Source organism: Pelomicrobium sp. (assembly GCF_036803785.1).
Lineage (GTDB): Bacteria > Pseudomonadota > Gammaproteobacteria > Burkholderiales > UBA6910 > Pelomicrobium.
Map to the genome: position 1 here is coordinate 1 of NZ_DAIRTR010000003.1, position 18,513 is coordinate 18,513.

Sequence of the window (18,513 nt, forward strand, 5' to 3'; positions counted from 1 at the left end):
GCCCCCAGCAGCTCGGCCGCCTGCTCCAGACTGCGCTCACCCCCCGGCCCCCGCTCGATGCGAATGGGCGCCGGAATCTCAAAGTCGTACTCCCCGTAGAAGAAGTCGCGCGGAATGTTGAGCTGCGCCGGCCCCATCTCAAGCAGCGCCCGGTCAAAGACCCGACCCGTCAGCTCCGCCATGCGCCGAGGATTGTTCACATGGGCCTGAAACTTGGTGATCTTGGAAAAAATGGGCAGCTGCTCCGTCTCCTGAAACCCCCCCAGCCCCATGGTCATGCTGCCCGACTCGGGCGTGATCACCACCACCGGAGAGTGCGCCCAGTAGGCCGCCGCCACCGCCGTCACAAAATTGGTAATCCCAGGACCGTTCTGCGCCATGCACACCCCAGGACGCCCAGAGATGCGCGCATATCCATCGGCCATGTGCCCCGCCCCCTGCTCGTGCACCACCGGAATGTAGCGAATGCCCGCCGCAGGAAAAAGATCCAGCGCATCCATCAGCGCCGAACCCACAATCCCAAAAACCTCCTTCACCCCATGGGCCACCAGCGTCTCCACAAACGCTTCGCTCGGGGTCATCCGCATCGGACCCGCCCCCACCAGCTCACTGCCACGGGCCTCTTCCTTCATCTTGGGATGGGTTGCCATCGTTGCTTCCTTCGGTCGGGTTAATCGGCACGGATCACAGAAGATATTCGTCCCGCAGGAAATACCACCGGTACAGCAGCCACTGGCCGAGGCGGCGGAAAGGGGCGAATACGTGACCCGGCAAGGGGGAATCGTAGATGGGCAGATCGGGCCCACGCTCCTTGCCCGCGATCTTTTGGGCCATGCGCCGGCCTGCCTGGGCGGAGAAGGAGACGCCGTTTCCTCCGTAGCCGAGGGCGTAATAGATCGCCTGATGTGGGTCCGGCTGCACGATGCGGGGCATCATGTCATGGCTGACGTCCACCCAGCCCCACCAGGAATACTCGATTTCGATGCCCTTGAGGGCGGGGAACTTACGGTGCAGGCCGTCTACCAGGAGTCGGAAGTGCCTCGGATGGGGTGCATCCCGGCCGGTGATGGCGCTGCGGCTGCCGATCTGCACCCGGTTGTCCGGGAGCCGCCGGTAGTAGAAACGCAGGGTGCGAGTGTCGGTGAGCACCTCGGTGGTGCGCCAGTTACAGGCGTCGATTTCCTGGGGGGTGAGGGGCCGGGTCACCATGGAATTCGACAACACCGGAAAGACCCGATTCTTGAGCAGCGGGTGCAACGTCTGCAGGGTGTAGCCGCCGGTAGCGACTCCCACCGCCCGGGCGCGCACCGTGCCGCCCGGCGTGTGCAAGTGATGAATGCCGTTGCGGGTTGTCCACGACAGGACCGGGCTTGCCGGATGCACCGTGGCGCCGAGCTGGCGGGCGAGCCGGAGATAGCCGAAGGCGAGCTTCATCGGGTGCACGCCGATGCCATCTGGCTCGTGCATCGCGCCCGCGGCCTCTGCGTCGTTCACGTAGCGTCGTCGCAGGGTTGCCGCATCGAGAATCTCGGCTTCATAGTCGAACACCTCTTTCATCACTCGCGCTTCCGCTTCCAGCCTCTTCATGATGTGGGGGCGGTGGGCGATCCATAAATGGCCACCCGGCTGGGGATCGCAGTCGATGTCCTGGATCAGGGACTTGAACGTTTCGAAGCCGTCCAGGATCTCCGCGTGCAGGCGCAGGGCCGTTTCTTTGCCCCAGCGCTTGAGCCATTGGGAGCGGTACAGGCGTCCGCTGGCATTCTGGGCCTGGCCGCCGTTGCGTCCGCTACAGCCCCAGGCGGCTCGGTTGGCTTCCAGCACGGTGGCCTTGATGCCGTGCTCCCGGGCGAGGAAGATGGCCGTGGCGAGCCCGGTATAGCCAGCCCCGACGATGACCACGTCCACGTCCACGTCTCGGGTGATGGGACCGTCATCGGGTGGGGGCGCGCCTGCGGTAGCGGCCCAATAGGTGGGCGGGTACGCCTGGCCGCATGTCGGCGTTTTCGCCACTAGCGGGTCGAAGGTGGGATCGTACGCCGCGGGCGCCTGCTTGAAATCGCTCTGGTCCATGGCCATGGCCTTCATGCTTTGGGAGTGTTGTGGTTTCTGACGCACGCAGTGGGCCGGTCAGCGGGAAGGGGCCTGGACCGGCGGACGATCCTTGCGGAAAGCGTTTTTGACGGCGATCTTCCCGTCGCGGAAAGTGAAGACATCCACCCCGTTCACCTCGATGCGGGTGCCGTCGATGCGGGTGCCCGTGAATGTCCATTCTGACACCCCCCGGTCTGCAGCCACGAAATGGCGGCCGTGGGTCCACTGGGCGTCGGGAAAGAGTGCCCACACCTGGGCGAAGGCGGCGCGTACCGCCTCGTGGCCTTGGTAGCGGGTGCCCCAGGGATCGGGTCCGGCCGCGGTCTCGAACACGCAGTCCTCGGTCATGAAGCTCATCAGGGCGTCCAAGTCATGGCGATTCCAGGCCTCGGTGAAGGCCTCTAGGGTCTCGACGGTGACGCCGGATGTTTCCTCGGGCATGCTTTTCTTCCTCCGGTTGACTCAGCGGGTTGAAACGTGGCTCGGCTGCCCTGCCCCCGTCGCGGTGATTGAGGCGCTGCCCACCCGGGTGGGGGAGCCGTGTCACAAAAAACTTGCGCGACGGCGACAACGTTAGTGGGCAGCCCGCAGCGGCGGTAGCGCCAGTTGCTGGGATTCGCTTGGGCCAGCAAACCGTGTTGTGGCACAGTGCCCCAGGGGGTCGCCCGGGGAGGCGCGGGATCGCTGCCCGGCGAAGGTTAACGGGCGTGGTATGTTCGCGCGCCGTGGAGGCCCGCTTGCTCGTCCAGCGCCTCGGCGAGGCGCTGGATGCCGGGCTCGATCTTGTCCACCGGGATGGAAGAAAAACCGAGCCGGAAATGATGCCGCGGGGGATCGTCTGCCATGAAGAAAACATCCCCCGGCTCGATCAGCACGCCCCGGGCGGCCGCCGAACGAGCCAGCGCGCGGGCATCCAGCCAAGAGGGCCCGGTGATCCAGCAGGAAGCGCCGCCCGTCGTGGGAACGTGGGCCACTTGGGGTAAATGCCGGTCAATGGCCTCGGCCAGCACCTGGGCCCGCTCCCGATAGGCGTAGGACAAACGCCGCAGCATGGCGTCGTGGTGGCCCAGGGCGAGGAACAGGGCGAAGGAGCGTTGGATGAAGGCCGAGGGATGTCGCAGCATAAGCCGGCGCAGCGCTCGCATCTCGCGAATCAGGACCTCGGGCCCCACGATGTAGCCCAGCCGCAGGCCCGGCGCGAAGGTCTTGGAGAGGCTGCCGATGTAAATCACCCGATCGCTTCGGTCCAGGCTCTTGAGCGCCGGGAGGGGCTCCTTGGCGAAACCATGCTCGCATTCGTAGTCGTCCTCGATCAGGACGAAATCGGCCTTTTCCGCCCGTCGCAGAAGGGCCTCCCGCCGCTCGAGGGGCAAAGTGACCGTGGTAGGGCACTGATGGCTGGGCGTCACGTAGACGTAGTCGCACTGGTCGAGGGCTTCGCTCACGGGCAGTCCCTGCTCGTCCACCGGCAAACCGATTACTCGGGACGTACGGCTCGCGAAGATGTTGCGCGCGTCCGGATAGCCCGGATCCTCCATGCCCACCACCGTGCGGTCCGTGACCAGCAGGTCGGCCAGGAGGTAGAGCGCCTGCTGGGCGCCCACGGTGACCACGATTTCTTCCTCCGATGCCCATACCCCCCGCCGGGGCAGTACGCGGGTACGGATTTGTTGAATGAGGGAGTGATCATCTCGGGCGATCAGGTCGGGGGCCCAGTCCCGAATCTCCATGACGGAGAGCTCCTTCATGCAGCACTCGCGCCATTCAGCAGTGGGAAAAAGGGAAGGATCGAACTGGCCATAGATGAAGGGATAGGGAAACGTCTGCCAGTTCTCCGGTTTGACGATGTTGCGCTGGCGGGAGGGTTGGAAGCGAAACCGTTCCGACCACCGGGGCGCAGGCCCGCCGCCGGTTGCACCTTCCGGCAGAGGGGCTTTGCGCCCCAGGATGTCGGGATTGACGAAATGGCCGCTGCGCTCCCGGGAGATGAGGTAGCCCTCGTCCACGAGCTGCTGATAGGCGAGCACCACGGTGTTGCGCGCAACGCCGAGCTGTTCGGCTAGCTCCCGGCTGGAAGGAAGGGGCACCCCCACGGGGATCTGGCCATCCAGAATGGCCGAGACCAGCATCTGGCGGATCTGGCTTTGTAGGCTCAATCCGGGCCTGGCGCAACGCTGAAACAGCCGATCCCACATCGCGGTTCTGAGCCTGCTGGCCACTTCCCTTCTCCTGGGGCAAGACCTTCTTTGTTTAAATGTACGGCGAAAGCGGGCCTATGGAAACGTATGCGGGCGCTCAGACCGGCAGGGGAAGGGGCGGCTCCCTTGGCCCCATCGATTTCCGCCAACTGGTTCTAACCCCCCTTCCCGCAGGCAGGCAATATGGCACCACTCGAATGGGAAGGGCGATCATGAATCCCAGCTCCATGCCGCACAGCGCCAGCCCAGGGGCATTCCCATCGGGGTCGGAACGACCGCGATCCGCCGGGGTGGCGCACCACTGGCTACCTTTCACGCCCAACCGGGATTTCAGGGCCGAGCCCCGCTGGATTGTGGGCGCCCAAGGCATGTACTACTGGGACGACCGGGGGCGGCGCATCCTGGACGGTTCGTCGGGGCTCTTCACTTCTCCGGCCGGCCATGGCCGGCCGGAAATCGCCGAAGCGGTCAGGCGCCAATTGCTGACGCTCGATTATGCTCCCAGCTTCCTGCGGGGACACCCCGGCGCTTTTGCGCTGGCCGAGCGCCTGGCAACCCTCACGCCGCCGGGCCTCGACCGGATCTTCTTTGTCAACTCCGGCTCGGAGGCGGTGGATACCGCTATGAAGATCTGCCTTGCTTACCATCGCGCCCGCCGCGAGGCAAGCCGCACCCTGTTCGTCTCCCGGGAGCGGGCGTATCACGGGGTCAATCTCGGCGGCCTGGCCCTGTCGGGGATGGTGCAGAATCGCCGCGGCTTCGGCAGCCCGATGGTGGGCGTTGCCCACATGCGCCATACCTGGCTGCCGGAAAACCGGTTCACTCAAGGACAGCCCGGCTCTGGAGCCGAGCTGGCGGAAGACCTGCAGCGCATCGTGGATGTGCACGGCGCCGAGAACATCGCCGCCTGCTTCGTTGAGCCGATCGCCGGCTCGACGGGCGTGCTGGTGCCGCCCAAGGGATACCTGGAGCGGCTGCGCCAGATTTGCGACGACCACGGGATCCTCCTTGTGTTCGACGAAGTGATTTGCGGCTTCGGCCGCACGGGGCGGGCCTTCGCCGCCCAGAGCTTCGGCGTCACGCCGGACCTGATCACCATGGCCAAGGGGATCACCAACGGTGCCCAGCCCATGGGTGCCGTGGCGGTACGAGAGGAGGTCTGCGAGACGATCCTGGGGGCGGCGGCGCCCGAGGCCATTGAGCTCGCCCACGGGTATACCACCTCCGCGCATCCGGCGGCCTGCGCCGCCGCCCTGGCGGCGCTGGATATCTACGAGGGAGAAGCGCTGTTCGAACGCGGTGCCGCTTTGTCGCCCTGTTTTCTCGAGGCGGTGTTCGCCCTGGGAGACTTGCCGGTCATCACCGACATCCGGGGCTACGGACTGATCGCCGGGATCGAGCTCGCAGCGCAAGGGGCTCCCGGGCAGCGCGGCTACGAGATCCAGAAGCGCTTATTCGATGCCGGGCTGCATGTCAAGACGACCGGTGACACGGCGATCCTTGCCCCGGCGCTCGTTGCGCAGCCGCACCACATCGAGGAAATGTGCCAGATCGTGCGCAGCGTGCTTTCCGCCTGCGGTTAGTCAGATGCTCGGCCCTCGGTTTTGATCGCGCGCATGCATGAGAGGAGCACAGGAATGCATATATACCGAAAGCACTTGCTGGGACGAATGGGATTGGGTTTGGCCTTTGCTGCCGCGACCGTACCCGGCGCCCGGGCACACGCGATCCAAAGGCTGCTGTTCGATGCGCAGACTCAGGCGAGACTTCTCAAAGAAGGGCTAGCGCCTCGAGCAGCGGCTTTTGCGCCGGGTCAAAGGTATCCCTCCGGCAGGTTTTTTCAGCAAGAAGTCTTCACAGCGGTGCGTTAGCCAGAACAACTTTTCTACGAGGAGGACAAGGAATGAAACGCATCAAATCTTGGGCACGCAACATATGCGGGGTAGTACTCGCGGCCGGGCTGCTCCTTGGCCCTGGCGGTTCGTGGGCACAGCAGAAGCAAGTCACCATCGCCTATCAATTGATCGTCGGCCCGCTGCTGGTGGGCATCGCCGACGGACGCTTCGAAAAGGCGACCGGTTACAAGATCCGCTGGCGGCAGTTCGATTCGGGCGCCAAGGTGGCGACGGCTATGGCCTCCGGGGACGTACAGGTGGGCGTGATCGGTTCGAGCCCCCTCGCCGCCGCGGTGAGCCGAGGCGTGGACCTGCAACTGTTCTGGATCCTGGACGACATCAACGAGGCAGAAGCCCTGGTGGTGCGCAACGGCTCCGGTATCAACGATCCTCAGGATCTCAAGGGCAAGAAGATCGCCGTGCCGTTCGTTTCCACCACCCATTTCCATACCCTGTTCGCCCTCGAGCTGTGGGGCATCAAACCCACGGAAGTACGGCTGCTCAACATGCAGCCCAACCAGATCGCAGCCGCTTGGGAGCGGGGCGATATCGATGCCGCCTTCGTGTGGGACCCTGCCCTTTCCCGCATCAAGCAAAACGGCAAGGTGCTCGTGACCTCGGGCGAGCTCAGCAGAAAGGGCAAGGCCACCTTCGACGGCATCGCCGTCAACCGCAACTGGGCGCAGGCGCATCATGACTTCATGGTCAAGTTCACCAGAACGCTGGCCGACCTCTATGCCGCCTACGCGAAGGAGGGCGCGCGCTGGACGGCCGAGTCGCCAGAGGTGAAAGCGATGGTGAAGCTGGTGGGCGGCGAGCCTAGGGATGTGGCTGAGGCCGTGAAGCTCTACCGCTTTCCTGTCGTCGAGGAGCAGGTATCGCCTACTTGGCTGGGAGGCGGCAGGGACGGGGGTGCAGCGCGAGCTCTGCAAGCGACGGCCGAATTCTTAAAGGACCAAAAAAGCATCGACAAGATGGCTCCCGACTATGGCAAGTTCGTGACTTCCAAGTACGCTGAAGCGGCCCTGCCGCGATGACCGGCAGCGCCTGAGCCCAAGCGCACCGGACGGAGGAGGACATCGAGATGGAGAGCCTACACATCAAGGGCGTGAGCGTCGTCTATCCCGGGCGCCGCCGAGGGGAAGAGGTGCACGCGCTGGACGACATCAACCTTACCATCGAGAGCGGGGATTTCGTGGTGGCCCTTGGCGCTTCCGGCTGCGGCAAGACCACCCTACTCAACCTGATGGCCGGTTTCATCGCGCCCACGAGCGGCGAGCTGCTTCTCGGAGGTCGTCGGATCACGGGACCGGGAAGGGACCGGGGCGTGGTGTTCCAAAAGCACGCCTTGCTGCCCTGGCTCAACGTCATCGAGAACACGGAGTTCGGTCTCAAGCTCCAAGGCGTGCCAAAACGAGAACGCCGGGAAATCGCAGCCAAGAACCTGGCGCTGGTGGGCCTACAGGATTTCCACCGCCACATGGTCTATCAGCTCTCGGGGGGGATGCAGCAGCGGGTCGGTATCGCCCGGGCGCTCACGTGCGACCCTGCCATGCTGCTCATGGATGAGCCTATGGCGGCCCTGGACGCCCTCACACGGGAAACCATCCAGGAGCTGCTCCTCGATGTGTGGCAAGAGACGAAAAAGATGGTCTTTTTCATCACTCACAGCGTGGAAGAGGCCTTGTTCCTCGGCAGCCGCTTGATCGTCATGTCGCCGCGTCCGGGCCGCATCACCCATACCTACGAGCTGGACTTCAACCGGCGATTCCTCACGTGCCGCAACGCCCGAGCCATTAAGTCGAGCCCGGACTTCATCCAAATGCGCGAGGAGGTGCTTTCCATCATTTACGGTGACGAAAAGGCGGGAGGGAGCGCCCAGGAGGTGGTCTATGCCTAGGCGCCGACATTTTTTCTCGAGGTGTAGGCCGATGTCCCAGCAACGGGGCGCCGTCAGCGTTCCACGCCCGATGAGGACCGAAGAGACGGGGTTACATACCCTGGCGATCCGCTGGTTCGGCGCTGGCGCGGCGAAACCGGGAGACGCCTACGGCGCGCCCGGACAGGGAAGCAGCGGGGCGATCAGCGCAGCCACGGTGGTCATCCTGGTGGCGCTGTGGGTCCTGGTGACCAACACGGGTTGGGTAAAACCCCTGTTCCTGCCCTCTCCCCAAGCCGTGTTTCAGAAGTTTGTCACGGTCAGCACAGAAGGATTTGCCAACTCGACGCTCCTGGAACACACGGTCACTAGCCTGTCCCGAGTGTTTGGCGCGTTCCTGCTCGCTTGCGTCACGGCAATTCCTATCGGTGTGCTCATGGGGGTGAACCGGGTGGTGCGAGGCATCTTCGACCCTCCCATTGAGTTTTACCGGCCCCTACCTCCCCTGGCTTACTTGCCCCTGGTGGTGATCTGGTTTGGCATCGGAGAGTTCTCCAAGGTGTTCCTCATCTACCTGGCGATTTTCGCCCCCATGGCCATCGCCGCGCGCGCTGGGGTCCGCTCGGTGTCCATCGAGCAGATCCACGCCGCCTATTCCATGGGGGCAACGCGGCTTCAGGTCATCCGCTTTGTCATTCTCAAGGCCGCCCTGCCGGAGATCTTCACCGGCATGCGCATCGGCATCGGCGTGGGCTGGACGACCCTGGTGGCCGCGGAGATGGTGGCCGCCACCCGAGGACTGGGCTTCATGGTGCTCAATGCGGCCGAGTTCCTGGCGAGCGACGTGGTCATCATGGGGATCATCGTGATTGGATTCTTTGCCATCGCCTTCGATCTGCTGATGCGCTACCTGGAGCGGGTGCTGGCGCCGTGGAAGGGGAAAATGTAGGGTGATTGAGGCGAAAGGAAGCTACCGCCTGGTGCTGCGCGGTACGTTGGTGCTCAGCCTCTCTCGGGGTGTGAGCGGTGCCATTACGCTCAGGGCGACAAGGCACTGCCTTCAGCCCTAAGCGAGGAGGAGCCTCGGTATTTTTCGCAAGTCGCCTAATGGTCTTGCGCTGCTCCTTACCCGGGTATGGGCGTGCTCGCCGGCCTCGGACGGGAATGCGGCCGGAGATCTTTGGCGCTCTGGAGCGGCCGGTCTGCTTCGGCTGCGGCGGCCCTCACCCGGGCTAGCCAGGGACTAGCACCGCCCAGGGAATGGTCCTGAAGAGGTCGGATGCCGGCACGGAGGTGGTTGCTGACCCGTCGCCGGCGGTCACGCGTTCCCCGGTGAGCACGTTGAACCATTCTCCTGGGCCCGGCGTTTCCACCGCTGTGTCGGCCCACACCTCTCCCACAGGCTTCACTGTCATGGCGTTCAGCTTAGCGAACCAGCGGGCCACCGCCACCGTGACCGTACTCTTGCCTTGGGCGCGGGCAAAAGCGACCACGTGATCAGCCCGGGGGCCCATGACCCGCAGGGGCAGATATTCGCCGCAGCGGAAAAGCGCCTCCCGCTCGCCGCGCAAGGCGAGGAGCTTCCAGGTGAAATAGAGCTTGAGCCGGCCGTCCTCGATGCTTTCGTAGAGCTCGGTCACGTAGTCGGCCAGGGCTGAGGGGTCGCCCGAGGCGGTCTGGCGAAGCTGGGCGAGCAGCCGGGCGCGATGCTCGTAATCCACCGGGCGGCGGTTGTCCGGGTCCACGAGGCTGAAGTCCCACAGCTCGTTTCCCTGATAGAGGTCGGGAACGCCGGGCACGGTGAACTTGAGCAGCACTTGCGTGAGGCTGTTGAGCAACCCGAGCCGCGCCACTTTGCGCTGGAAGGGGAGGAATTCTTCCAGGAACCGGTTGCCGGGGTCGGGCGAGAGCAGCGCTTCCACGAAGCCTAGGGTGGCCTCTTCGTACGCCGGATCCGGATTGATCCAGGAGGTATGGGCCTTGGCTTCCCGAATGGCCTTGAGCATAGCCCCTACGATGCGTTTCCGGAAGACGGCGAGGCTCGCTTGGTCCAGCGGCTCCAAGGGCCAGGCGCCGAGCAGGGTTTGATAGAGGAAATACTCGTCGTTCAGGCTCGGTGCCCGTGATGTGCCCAACTTGGGCTTGTGGGGACGGTTGATGCGGTGCCAGCGCTGGACCTTGGCACGCCATTCGTCGGGAATCTCTGACAGAACGTGCAGCCGCGCTCGCACGTCTTCCGAGCGCTTGTTGTCATGGGTGGAGGTGGCGAGCAGGGTATGGGGCCAGCTCTTCTGCCGTTCCCGGTTGGCTCGGTGGAAGGCGAGGGGCGTGACCCCGAAGCGGCGCGGATCGCCACCCACTTCGTTTAAGGAGATGAGCCGGTTGTAGAGATAGAAGCTCGTGTCCTCCATGCCTTTGGCGGTCACGGGGGCGGTGTACTGCTGTAGTTTCATGGCGAAGGCCAGCACCTGCTGACGGTAGGCCTCGCTCTTGCCCTCGGCGATGGTGGTGAGCATGATCTCGCGCACGAAATCGAACACGCTCACGTCACCGGCGCGGGCGCGGCGCTTGGCAGCTTCTACCGCCTGATGGATGGCGCGGCGGTCGTCCTCGCGGGCGGCTCCATGGGCGATGTAAGTCCGGTACACGGGGAAGCAAGCCACGATCTCGCGCAGGGCGTAGCGCAAGTTGTTGAGCGTGAAGTCGCAGGTGTGGCGATCCGCCTCGGAGATGCGGTTGAGCTGATTGGCAAGGACGTTGAGTTCGCCCGCCAAAGCGGTGCGCATGATGAGCCGCTTCGCCTGATAGAGGATTTCCTCGTAGGAGTCGGACTTCCGAACGAAGGCGCGATAGAAGCGCTCTAGCCGCGGCCCCGCGGCAGGATCCAGGAGGAGCCCCCCCACCAGGTTCATGAAATCGTATCCCGTCGTGCCGTGCACGGGCCAGTCCTCAGGCAGGCGCTCGTCGCCCTGCAAGATCTTCTCTACCACCACGTAGGTGGAACGGAAGGGCGCCTGGCCCGGGGACTGTGCCGACGGTGGCGGCACTTGGGCGCGGCGGTATTGCAGGCGGCGGAAGTATTCCGCCGGGTCGTATAGGCCGTCCGGATGGTCGATGCGTAATGCCTCCACTTTGCCTGCATTGAGCAGCTCCAGCACCCGGCGATGGGTGAACTCGAAGACCTCCGGATTCTCCATGCGCAATGCGGCGAGGTCGTTGATGTCGAAGAAGCGCCGATAATTGATCTCGTCGGAGGCGACCCGCCAGTAGGCGAGCCGGTAGGCCTGGGCTTCCAGCAGGGCATGCAGCGCGTCGAAGGACAGGGGATCCCCGGGCGTGCCGTTCAGCTCCTTCACCACTTCGTCGATGTACTGGGCGAGGTCGGGCGAGCGGCGCACGAGCTCCCCCAGGTGACGCTTATGGATCTCCTTGTCCCGCTGGCGCTCGGCGAGTTTGGCGGGATCGGTCTCGCGGCGCGCGGGCAGATGCTGGAAAGCAGTGGCGAGGCTTTTGAACTCCAGCGCATCGGGGTGCTCTGGACCCAGGCGGGCATCCAGCCGCTCGATGGCGTGCAGCAGGATGCGAGGATACTCCCGCGGATCCACGGGAAAGCGATGCTCGTAGTACCAAACGCTGAATTCCCCTCGCTGGGGGTCAAAGGCGAGCTTCAGCTCGCCCCGCTCCAGGATGATTCCGTACTGATCCCCCAGCACCGGCACCAGCACCTTGCCCTGGATTTCGTCCTTGACTGGTTCCCAGTCGATGTCGAACACGCCAGCGTGGACCGATGCCGGACCGTTTTCCAGCACGTCGAGCCAATAGGCATTGTCCGCCCCCAGCACGCCCATGTGGTTGGGCACCATGTCCAGGATCTGGCCCATGCCGTGGGCTTTGAGGGCTGCGACGAAGCGCTCGAAATCTTCCTCGGAGCCGATCTCCGGGTTGAGGGCCGTGTGGTCGATGATGTCGTAGCCGTGGAGGCTTCCGGGACGGGCCTTGAGGTAAGGGGAGCAGTAAACGTGGGAGACCCCGAGCTGGGCGAGGTAGGGGACCAGCTCGGCGGCACGGGAGAAGGTGAACGCGCGGTTCAATTGCAAGCGATAGGTGGCCCGGGGGATGATGGGGGTCGCCTCGAGGCGCCCCGGAGCGGACGCTTCCTCCTTGGGCTGAACGCCCACCCCGCGGCTACGCCTCAGGCTCTCCGCCAGAGCGGTGAAACGCGGGTCGCCCCCCCATTCCTCCAGGTTCAACGGGAGCTTGCGCTGCCAGTTGGGATACTGGTCGGTGGTTCCCGGCAGGTTCACCTGCTCGAGCTGGCCCAGCACGTCCTCCATCTGGACCATCATGATCTTGGCCGGGCTGCGCGCCAGGTAGGCGTGGATCGCGAGCATGAGCTCGGGGGTCATCTCAGGCGCCGAAATGGGATGAAGGCTCATGCCGGCGGGCAGCAATCCCTCTTGCTCCAGGGCCCAAAGGAGCCGGGCCCGATCCTCGGAGCGCTCCACGATCTGCTTGGCCCGTACTTCCTCGTTGGGGTAGAGCTTCAGGCTCGCCCGCAGATCCAGGTCGTGGCCGAGCCAATAGCTCTTCAATGTCGGCAGATCATGGGTGCTCACGGCAACTAGCGCCTGAGTCGGGTATGCTTGAGGCGGCTTAAAGCTACCGTCGCTTTCCTTCTCGAACAGGAGCAGCCGGTACGAAAGCACCCCCAGGGATCCGAGGCCTGCGCGCACCTCGTCGGGCACCGTGCCCAGATCCTCTCCCACTACCAGGCAGCGGTTGCGTTGGCTCTCCAGCGCTAGGATGCCCAGCAGGTCCCGGAAGGGATAGTAGACGTAGCAGCCTTGCGCGGGCTCGCTTCCCGCCGGCACCCAGAACAGGCGCAGCAGTCCCATCACGTGGTCGATGCGCAGGGCTCCGGCATGGCGCATGTTGGCGCGCAGCATGGCGATGAAAGGAGCATAGGCGGTTTCCTCCAGCCGCTCTGGGATGAGGGGCGGGAGCCCCCAGTTTTGGCCGTGGAGGTTAAAGTCATCCGGCGGCGCGCCGATGCTGACTTCGAGGGCATACAGCGTCTGCCACGCCCACGCCTCGGCGCCGGCCCGGTCCACGGACACGGCCAAATCCTGGTACAGGCCGACGCCCAGCCCCATCTCCCAGGAGCGCTTTCCGCAGGCGGCAAGCTGCTCCTCGCACAGCCACTGCAGCCAGGCGTGATACTCGATGCGGTCGTGATGGGCCCGAATGAAGCGTTTTACTGCCGGGGCCAAGGGGTCGCGGTAGTCCTCGGACCACACGGGCCAACCCCATAGGCCGGGATCCTGGGCGTGAAGGTGCTCTTGGAGGGCGTGATAGACGGCAAAACGTTCTAAGGCGTCCCCCTGGGCCTGGCAGTACTGCTGGAACGCTCTGGCCCGTGCCGTGCCGGCGGCCAGGTGCTGCTCGCGGAAATGGGCAAACATCCGCGCCAGTACCGAAAGTTTGGCTTCGGCGACCCCGGCGTAGTCCACCAGCTCCGCCGCCCGCAGCGCGCGCAGCCGGGCCTGGAACTGGGGATCGGCCACGAGCTCCCGGGCCTCCACACACTCGGCGAATTCCGGCACCGCTTCCACGTCCAGGTAGAGCACGTTCAGGAATTGTCGGCTTGAGGGGCTGTAGGGGCTCTTGTGTTGGGGGTTGTGGGGAAACAGCGCGTGCAGGGGATTCAACCCCACGATGCCGGCCCCTGCACGGCCGGCGATCTCCACCGCGTTGCGCAGGTCAGTGAAGTCGCCGATACCCCAGTTGCGCGCGCTGCGCAGGGCGTAGAGCTGAAGCGCTGGGCCCCACACCCGGCCCTCTCCCGCCAAGGCGGGGGGTGTATAGCAGCGGTCGGGCACGACGATGAGGCTCGTTGCCGCCTCCTCTTCGCCCTCAGGACCCTGAACCGCGAAGCGGTGATAGCCAAGGGGCAGCCGGTCGTGCCACTGAAACGCGACCTCCACGAAAGGCCTCCCGTCCACCTCCCGGCGGGCGCGCTGCTCGAGCTCTTCGGGCTGGAATTCGCCGCGTCTTGTCTCGCCCTTCTCCAGGGTGAGGGTCCAGCGATGGAGGCGAGCGGCGAGACTCTCTGGGCAGCGATAGAGGATCACATAGGGCGGCGCCGACTGGCGCACCACCGTGGCCGGGGCGAGCCCCCTGCGCCAGGACCGTTCTTGCCGCTCCTTGAGGGCGGCAGGCACCTCAGCCGGATCCCGGACGACGCCCATGGCGCGCAGCAGGGCGAGACGCGTCGCATCGGAGACGCGGTGGGGCTTGCCCCAGATATCGGTGTACTCGGCGCCGATGCCGAGGAGGTGGCAGAGCTGCTCGAGAGCGTGGGAATCGGTCATGTCGCTCCACCAGAAGTGTCGAGAAACCAGACGGCGCAGGCGGCGGGCAGGCGGCCGGCGGACAGCTCGGTGCAGGCGTCCTCGGGCTCGGCGAAGAAGGGCGCATCCTTAGGCGGTGCGCCGATCGCCACCGGCTGAGACCCGAGGTTGAGCCACAGGACGAGTAGGCTCGCGTCCCCGAGCCGCCAGCGGGCGGTGAGCGCCCCCTCGGCCAGCACCTGAGAGACGCCTGCGCGCCCCGCCATGCCGGCGAGTCGCGGCACGATATGGTCGCGGCGCAGCCCCAGCAGGCGCCGGTACAGGGCGAGCCAGCGGTCATGGGGTGCCCGCTGCCGGCAGCTCCAATCGAGCTTGCTGCGGGCGAAGGTTTCTTCAGCATTGGGATCCGGAATCTCCTTCTGGGCCTGCGGGTCGGCGAAGCGGGCGAAGCGAGCGAACTCCCGCCGCCGCCCCTGGGTGACGGCCGCTGCTAGGTCCGGCCCGAAATCGCAGAAGAAAAGGAAGGGCGTTGCAGCCCCGAACTCTTCTCCCATGAACAACATGGGCGGGGAGGGCGCGAGCAGCCAGGCGGCGGTTGCGGCGCGCAAGGCCCCTTCCGGGGCGAGAGTCACCAGCCGTTCACCGAAGGCCCGATTGCCCACCTGGTCGTGGGTCTGGAGGAAGGAGACGAAGGCCCCGGGCGGCAGTTGGGCGCTGGGCTCTCCCCGGGGTTTGTGCTGGCGGTAGGGCGAGGGCTCGCCCTGGTAGGCGAAGCCCTCGGCGAGGCAGCGGCCCAGGTACCAGGTCGGCTTTTCCGCATAATCGGCGTAGTAGCCGTCCCTTTCCCCGGCAAGCAGCACATGGAAGGCGTGATGGATGTCGTCGTTCCACTGGGCGTCGTACCAGCGCGGGCGGCCGGAGGGCTCGCGCACCAGGTAGCGGGCCTGGTTCTTGTCGTTTTCCAGCACGAGGTGCACGTGGCGCTGTCTGCCTGGTCCGCGGCGCACGGCCTGCGCCAGCTCCTCCAGGATGTCCGGGCGCGAATCGTCGGCAATGGCGTGCACCGCGTCGAGGCGCAGCCCGTCCAGGTGGAATTCCTCGATCCAGTAGAGGGCGTTGTGGATGAAGAAGTCCCGTACCACGCGGCTGCCGGGGCCGTCGAAGTTGATGGCGGCGCCCCAGGGGGTCTGGTGACGCTCGGAGAAAAACGGTTTGGCGTACAGGTGCAGATAGTTGCCCTCGGGACCGAAGTGGTTGTACACCACGTCCAGCAGCACCATGAGGCCACGGGCGTGGGCCGCCGCCACCAGGCGCTTCAGATCCTCGGGACGGCCGTAGGCGGCGTCCGGCGCGAAAGGCAAGACACCGTCATAGCCCCAGTTGCGCCGGCCCGGGAAGTCCGCCACCGGCATGAGTTCCAGGCCGGTCACCCCCAGCCCGGCCAGGTGGTCGAGCCGGGCCTCCACGCCGGCGAAGGTTCCCTCCGGGGAAAAAGCCCCCACGTGCAGTTCGTAGAGCACCGCCTCTTCCCACGGCCGTCCGCACCAGGCCGCATCCGGCCAGTCGAAGGCCCGCGGGTCCACCACTTCGCTCGCCCCATGTACATCGTCGGGGTTGAATCGGGACGCCGGATCGGGTACCCGCAACCCCCCGTCGATGCGCAGTCGGTAGCGGGTGCCGGGGGGCGCAGCGGTGGTGCGTTCGAACCATCCTTCCCCCAAGGGAGCCATGGCGAGGGGGGCGCCGGCACCTTCCAATTCCAGGTCCACCTCGCGGGCGGAAGGGGCCCACAAGCGGAAGCGGGTACGGCCGTCCTCCTCCACTTGGGCACCGAAAGGCATCGAGTGGGCTCGTCTCATGGGGAAATCCTTTGTTGTTGTAGCAGGGCGAGGGACCGTCCCTGCAGGGGGTAGGCGCTCCCCGCCATGTACATCCCGTCCCAGGCAAGACCTTCTTCGTAGGCCGTGTCCAGCACCACCAGCCAGCGAGGTCCTCCGGCGAGCTGAGGCAGGGTGAAAGGGATCTCCTCGTGGTGGGCGTTGAACAACACCAGGAAGTTGTTGTCGGTGATGGGGCGACCCCGCTCGTCCGTCTCGGTGAGGCCCTCGCCTGCAAGGTACACCCCTAGGCAGCGGGCATGGTGCTGGTTCCATTCCTCGTCGGTCATCTCCTGGCCATCGGGTTTGAGCCATACGATGTCCTTGACCCCAGTGCCATGGATGGGCCGCCCCTGGAAGAAATGGCGCCGGTGGAACACCGGATGGTCGCGCCGCAGGGCTACCATGCGCTGGACGAAAGCGAGAAGTTTGCGTTTTGGCTCGGTCGGGTTCCAATCCACCCAGGAAATTTCGTTGTCTTGGCAATAGGCGTTGTTGTTTCCGCGCTGGGTGCGGCAGATCTCATCCCCGGCAAGCAACATGGGCACTCCTTGGGACAGGAGCAGGGTAGCGAGGAGGTTGCGCTTCTGCCGTGCCCGCAAGGCGTTAATCCGGGGATCGTCCGTCTCGCCCTCCACGCCGCAGTTCCAAGATAGGTTGTGGTTGTGGCCGTCTCGGTTCCCCTCCAGGTTGGCCTCGTTGTGCTTCTCGTTGTAAGTGACCAGGTCATGGAGGGTGAAGCCATCGTGGGCGGTCACGAAGTTGATGCTGGCATGGGGCCTGCGCCCGCTCTTGCCGTAGAGGTCGCTCGAGCCGGTGAGGCGCCGGGCGAATTCGCCAATCAAGCCCCCGTCCCCCTTCCAGTAGGCGCGCATGGTATCCCGGTATTTGTCGTTCCACTCGGTCCAACCGACCGGGAAGTTGCCCACTTGGTAGCCACCCTCACCCAGATCCCAGGGCTCGGCGATGAGCTTGACCCGGGACAGCACCGGGTCCTGGCGGATGATGTCGAAAAATGCCCCCAATCGGTCCACTTCGTGCAGCTCCCGGGCGAGAGCCGAGGCGAGATCGAAGCGAAACCCGTCCACGTGCATCTCGTTCACCCAGTAGCGCAAGGAGTCCATGATGAGCTGGAGCACACGCGGATGCTGCATGTTCAGCGTATTGCCGCAGCCGGTGTAGTCCATGTAGTAGCGGGGATTGTCGGCCACCAGCCGATAGTAGGAAGCGTTGTCGATGCCGCGGAAGCAGAGCGTGGGGCCCAGATGATTGCCCTCGGCTGTGTGGTTGTATACCACGTCTAGGATCACCTCGATGCCGGCCGAGTGCAGGGCCTTCACCATGGTTTTGAACTCGGCCACCTGGCCGGTGGCGGAATAGCGGTTGTCGGGGGCGAAATAACCGATGGAGTTGTAGCCCCAGTAGTTGCGCAGGCCCTTTTCCACGAGATGCCGGTCGTCCACGAAGGTGTGCACCGGCATGAGCTCCACGGTGGTGATGCCGAGGCGCTTCAGGTATTCGATCACGGCAGTGGTGGCGAGCCCCGCATAGGTGCCGCGCAGGGGGGGAGGTACCTCCGGGTGCTGCATGGTGAAGCCCTTCACGTGCAGCTCGTAGATGATGGTCTCGTGCCAGGCAATGTCAGGTCGGCGATCCTCGCCCCAGGTGAAAGCGGTGTCCACCACCTGGCACTTGGGCATGCCAGGCGCACTGTCCCGCCGGTCAAAGGATAGGTCCTGCCGTTCATGGCCGATGCGGTAGCCGAAATGGGCGTCGCTCCAGTTGAGGCTGCCGACGATCGCCTTGGCGTAGGGATCCAGGAGCAACTTATGGGGGTTGAAGCGCTGGCCCGCCTCGGGTTTGTAAGGGCCGTAGACCCGGTAGCCGTAGAGCATGCCGGGCCGCGCCTCGGGCAGGTAGCAATGCCACACCTGGTCGGTGTGTTCTCTGAGCTCGATGCGCTGAAGCTCGCGCCGACCCTTGTCGTCGAAGATGCAAAGCTCCACTTTCTCCGCGTTTTCGGAAAAGAGGGCGAAATTGACCCCCTCACCATCCCACGTGGCCCCACGAGGGTACGGACGGCCGGGCCAGACGGCCGTGATCGGCTTTGCCATGGGCGTTCCTGTGTTCTGTCCTAAATTTCGTTGCGTTTCGGGCACCGAGCCCGGCCGCGCGCTCCGGAAGAGAGCGCGGCAGGATCGCTCCTGCCCGGATGGTTCA

At 65.1% G+C, this 18,513-nt stretch carries 11 protein-coding genes; 4 read left to right on the plus strand and 7 right to left on the minus strand.

Annotated elements, in window-relative coordinates; all coding sequences use genetic code 11:
• The 4 genes from V7Q81_RS00700 to pdxR all read right to left on the minus strand — a co-directional run.
• Positions 1-632 (minus strand): thiamine pyrophosphate-binding protein (locus V7Q81_RS00700; protein WP_333839425.1); only part of this gene is annotated, 632 nt, incomplete at its 3' end.
• Positions 633-684: 52 nt separating this feature from the next.
• The gene (locus V7Q81_RS00705) at positions 685-2,079 is read right to left on the minus strand and encodes an NAD(P)/FAD-dependent oxidoreductase (protein WP_442954723.1); all 1,395 of its coding nucleotides are present in this window, start codon (positions 2,077-2,079) and stop codon (positions 685-687) included.
• 51 nt (positions 2,080-2,130) lie between these two features.
• Entirely contained in the window at positions 2,131-2,535 is a 405-nt protein-coding gene (locus V7Q81_RS00710) for a nuclear transport factor 2 family protein (protein ID WP_333839339.1), read from the minus strand.
• Positions 2,536-2,792: 257 nt separating this feature from the next.
• Positions 2,793-4,313, minus strand: coding sequence for a MocR-like pyridoxine biosynthesis transcription factor PdxR (gene pdxR, locus V7Q81_RS00715; protein ID WP_333839342.1), 1,521 nt, complete (start codon positions 4,311-4,313; stop codon positions 2,793-2,795).
• Between the two features lie 269 nt (positions 4,314-4,582).
• Between pdxR and V7Q81_RS00720 the strand changes: the two genes are divergently transcribed.
• The 4 genes from V7Q81_RS00720 to V7Q81_RS00735 all read left to right on the plus strand — a co-directional run bounded on the left by V7Q81_RS00720 (position 4,583) and on the right by V7Q81_RS00735 (position 9,015).
• Entirely contained in the window at positions 4,583-5,875 is a 1,293-nt protein-coding gene (locus V7Q81_RS00720; RefSeq protein WP_333839344.1) for an aminotransferase class III-fold pyridoxal phosphate-dependent enzyme, read from the plus strand.
• A gap of 320 nt (positions 5,876-6,195) precedes the next feature.
• Complete coding sequence (gene tauA, locus V7Q81_RS00725) at positions 6,196-7,224, plus strand: taurine ABC transporter substrate-binding protein (protein ID WP_333839347.1); 1,029 nt, start codon at positions 6,196-6,198, stop codon at positions 7,222-7,224.
• Positions 7,225-7,271: 47 nt separating this feature from the next.
• The gene (locus tag V7Q81_RS00730) at positions 7,272-8,087 is read left to right on the plus strand and encodes a taurine ABC transporter ATP-binding protein (protein WP_333839348.1); all 816 of its coding nucleotides are present in this window, start codon (positions 7,272-7,274) and stop codon (positions 8,085-8,087) included.
• A 70-nt stretch (positions 8,088-8,157) separates the two neighbouring features.
• Entirely contained in the window at positions 8,158-9,015 is an 858-nt protein-coding gene (locus V7Q81_RS00735; RefSeq protein WP_333839351.1) for an ABC transporter permease subunit, read from the plus strand.
• 283 nt (positions 9,016-9,298) lie between these two features.
• On the opposite strand, the gene V7Q81_RS00740 is transcribed toward V7Q81_RS00735, so the two are convergent.
• The 3 genes from V7Q81_RS00740 to glgX are packed head-to-tail and all read right to left on the minus strand — an operon-like array spanning position 9,299 to position 18,407.
• A complete protein-coding gene (locus V7Q81_RS00740) occupies positions 9,299-14,437 on the minus strand; it encodes a malto-oligosyltrehalose synthase (RefSeq protein ID WP_333839353.1) in 5,139 nt (1,712 codons plus the stop codon).
• Positions 14,434-16,275: a malto-oligosyltrehalose trehalohydrolase gene (gene treZ, locus V7Q81_RS00745; RefSeq protein ID WP_333839356.1), complete on the minus strand. Its 1,842-nt coding sequence runs from the start codon at positions 16,273-16,275 to the stop codon at positions 14,434-14,436. The genes V7Q81_RS00740 and treZ overlap by 4 nt, the downstream gene beginning before the upstream one ends.
• The gene (gene glgX / locus V7Q81_RS00750) at positions 16,272-18,407 is read right to left on the minus strand and encodes a glycogen debranching protein GlgX (RefSeq protein WP_333839358.1); all 2,136 of its coding nucleotides are present in this window, start codon (positions 18,405-18,407) and stop codon (positions 16,272-16,274) included. Before glgX ends, treZ begins: the two co-directional genes overlap by 4 nt.
• Between the last annotated feature and the right edge of the window lie 106 nt (positions 18,408-18,513).

Excerpts from the sequence above, each read along its gene's own strand:
- V7Q81_RS00735 (WP_333839351.1), top strand. The coding sequence starts at position 8,158 with ATGAGGACCGAAGAGACGGGGTTACATACCCTGGCGATCCGCTGGTTC.
- V7Q81_RS00730 (WP_333839348.1), top strand. The coding sequence starts at position 7,272 with ATGGAGAGCCTACACATCAAGGGCGTGAGCGTCGTCTATCCCGGGCGC.
- V7Q81_RS00710 (WP_333839339.1), bottom strand. The coding sequence starts at position 2,535 with ATGCCCGAGGAAACATCCGGCGTCACCGTCGAGACCCTAGAGGCCTTC.
- treZ (WP_333839356.1), bottom strand. The coding sequence starts at position 16,275 with ATGAGACGAGCCCACTCGATGCCTTTCGGTGCCCAAGTGGAGGAGGAC.
- V7Q81_RS00705 (WP_442954723.1), bottom strand. The coding sequence starts at position 2,079 with ATGGCCATGGACCAGAGCGATTTCAAGCAGGCGCCCGCGGCGTACGAT.
- tauA (WP_333839347.1), top strand. The coding sequence starts at position 6,196 with ATGAAACGCATCAAATCTTGGGCACGCAACATATGCGGGGTAGTACTC.
- glgX (WP_333839358.1), bottom strand. The coding sequence starts at position 18,407 with ATGGCAAAGCCGATCACGGCCGTCTGGCCCGGCCGTCCGTACCCTCGT.
- V7Q81_RS00740 (WP_333839353.1), bottom strand. The coding sequence starts at position 14,437 with ATGACCGATTCCCACGCTCTCGAGCAGCTCTGCCACCTCCTCGGCATC.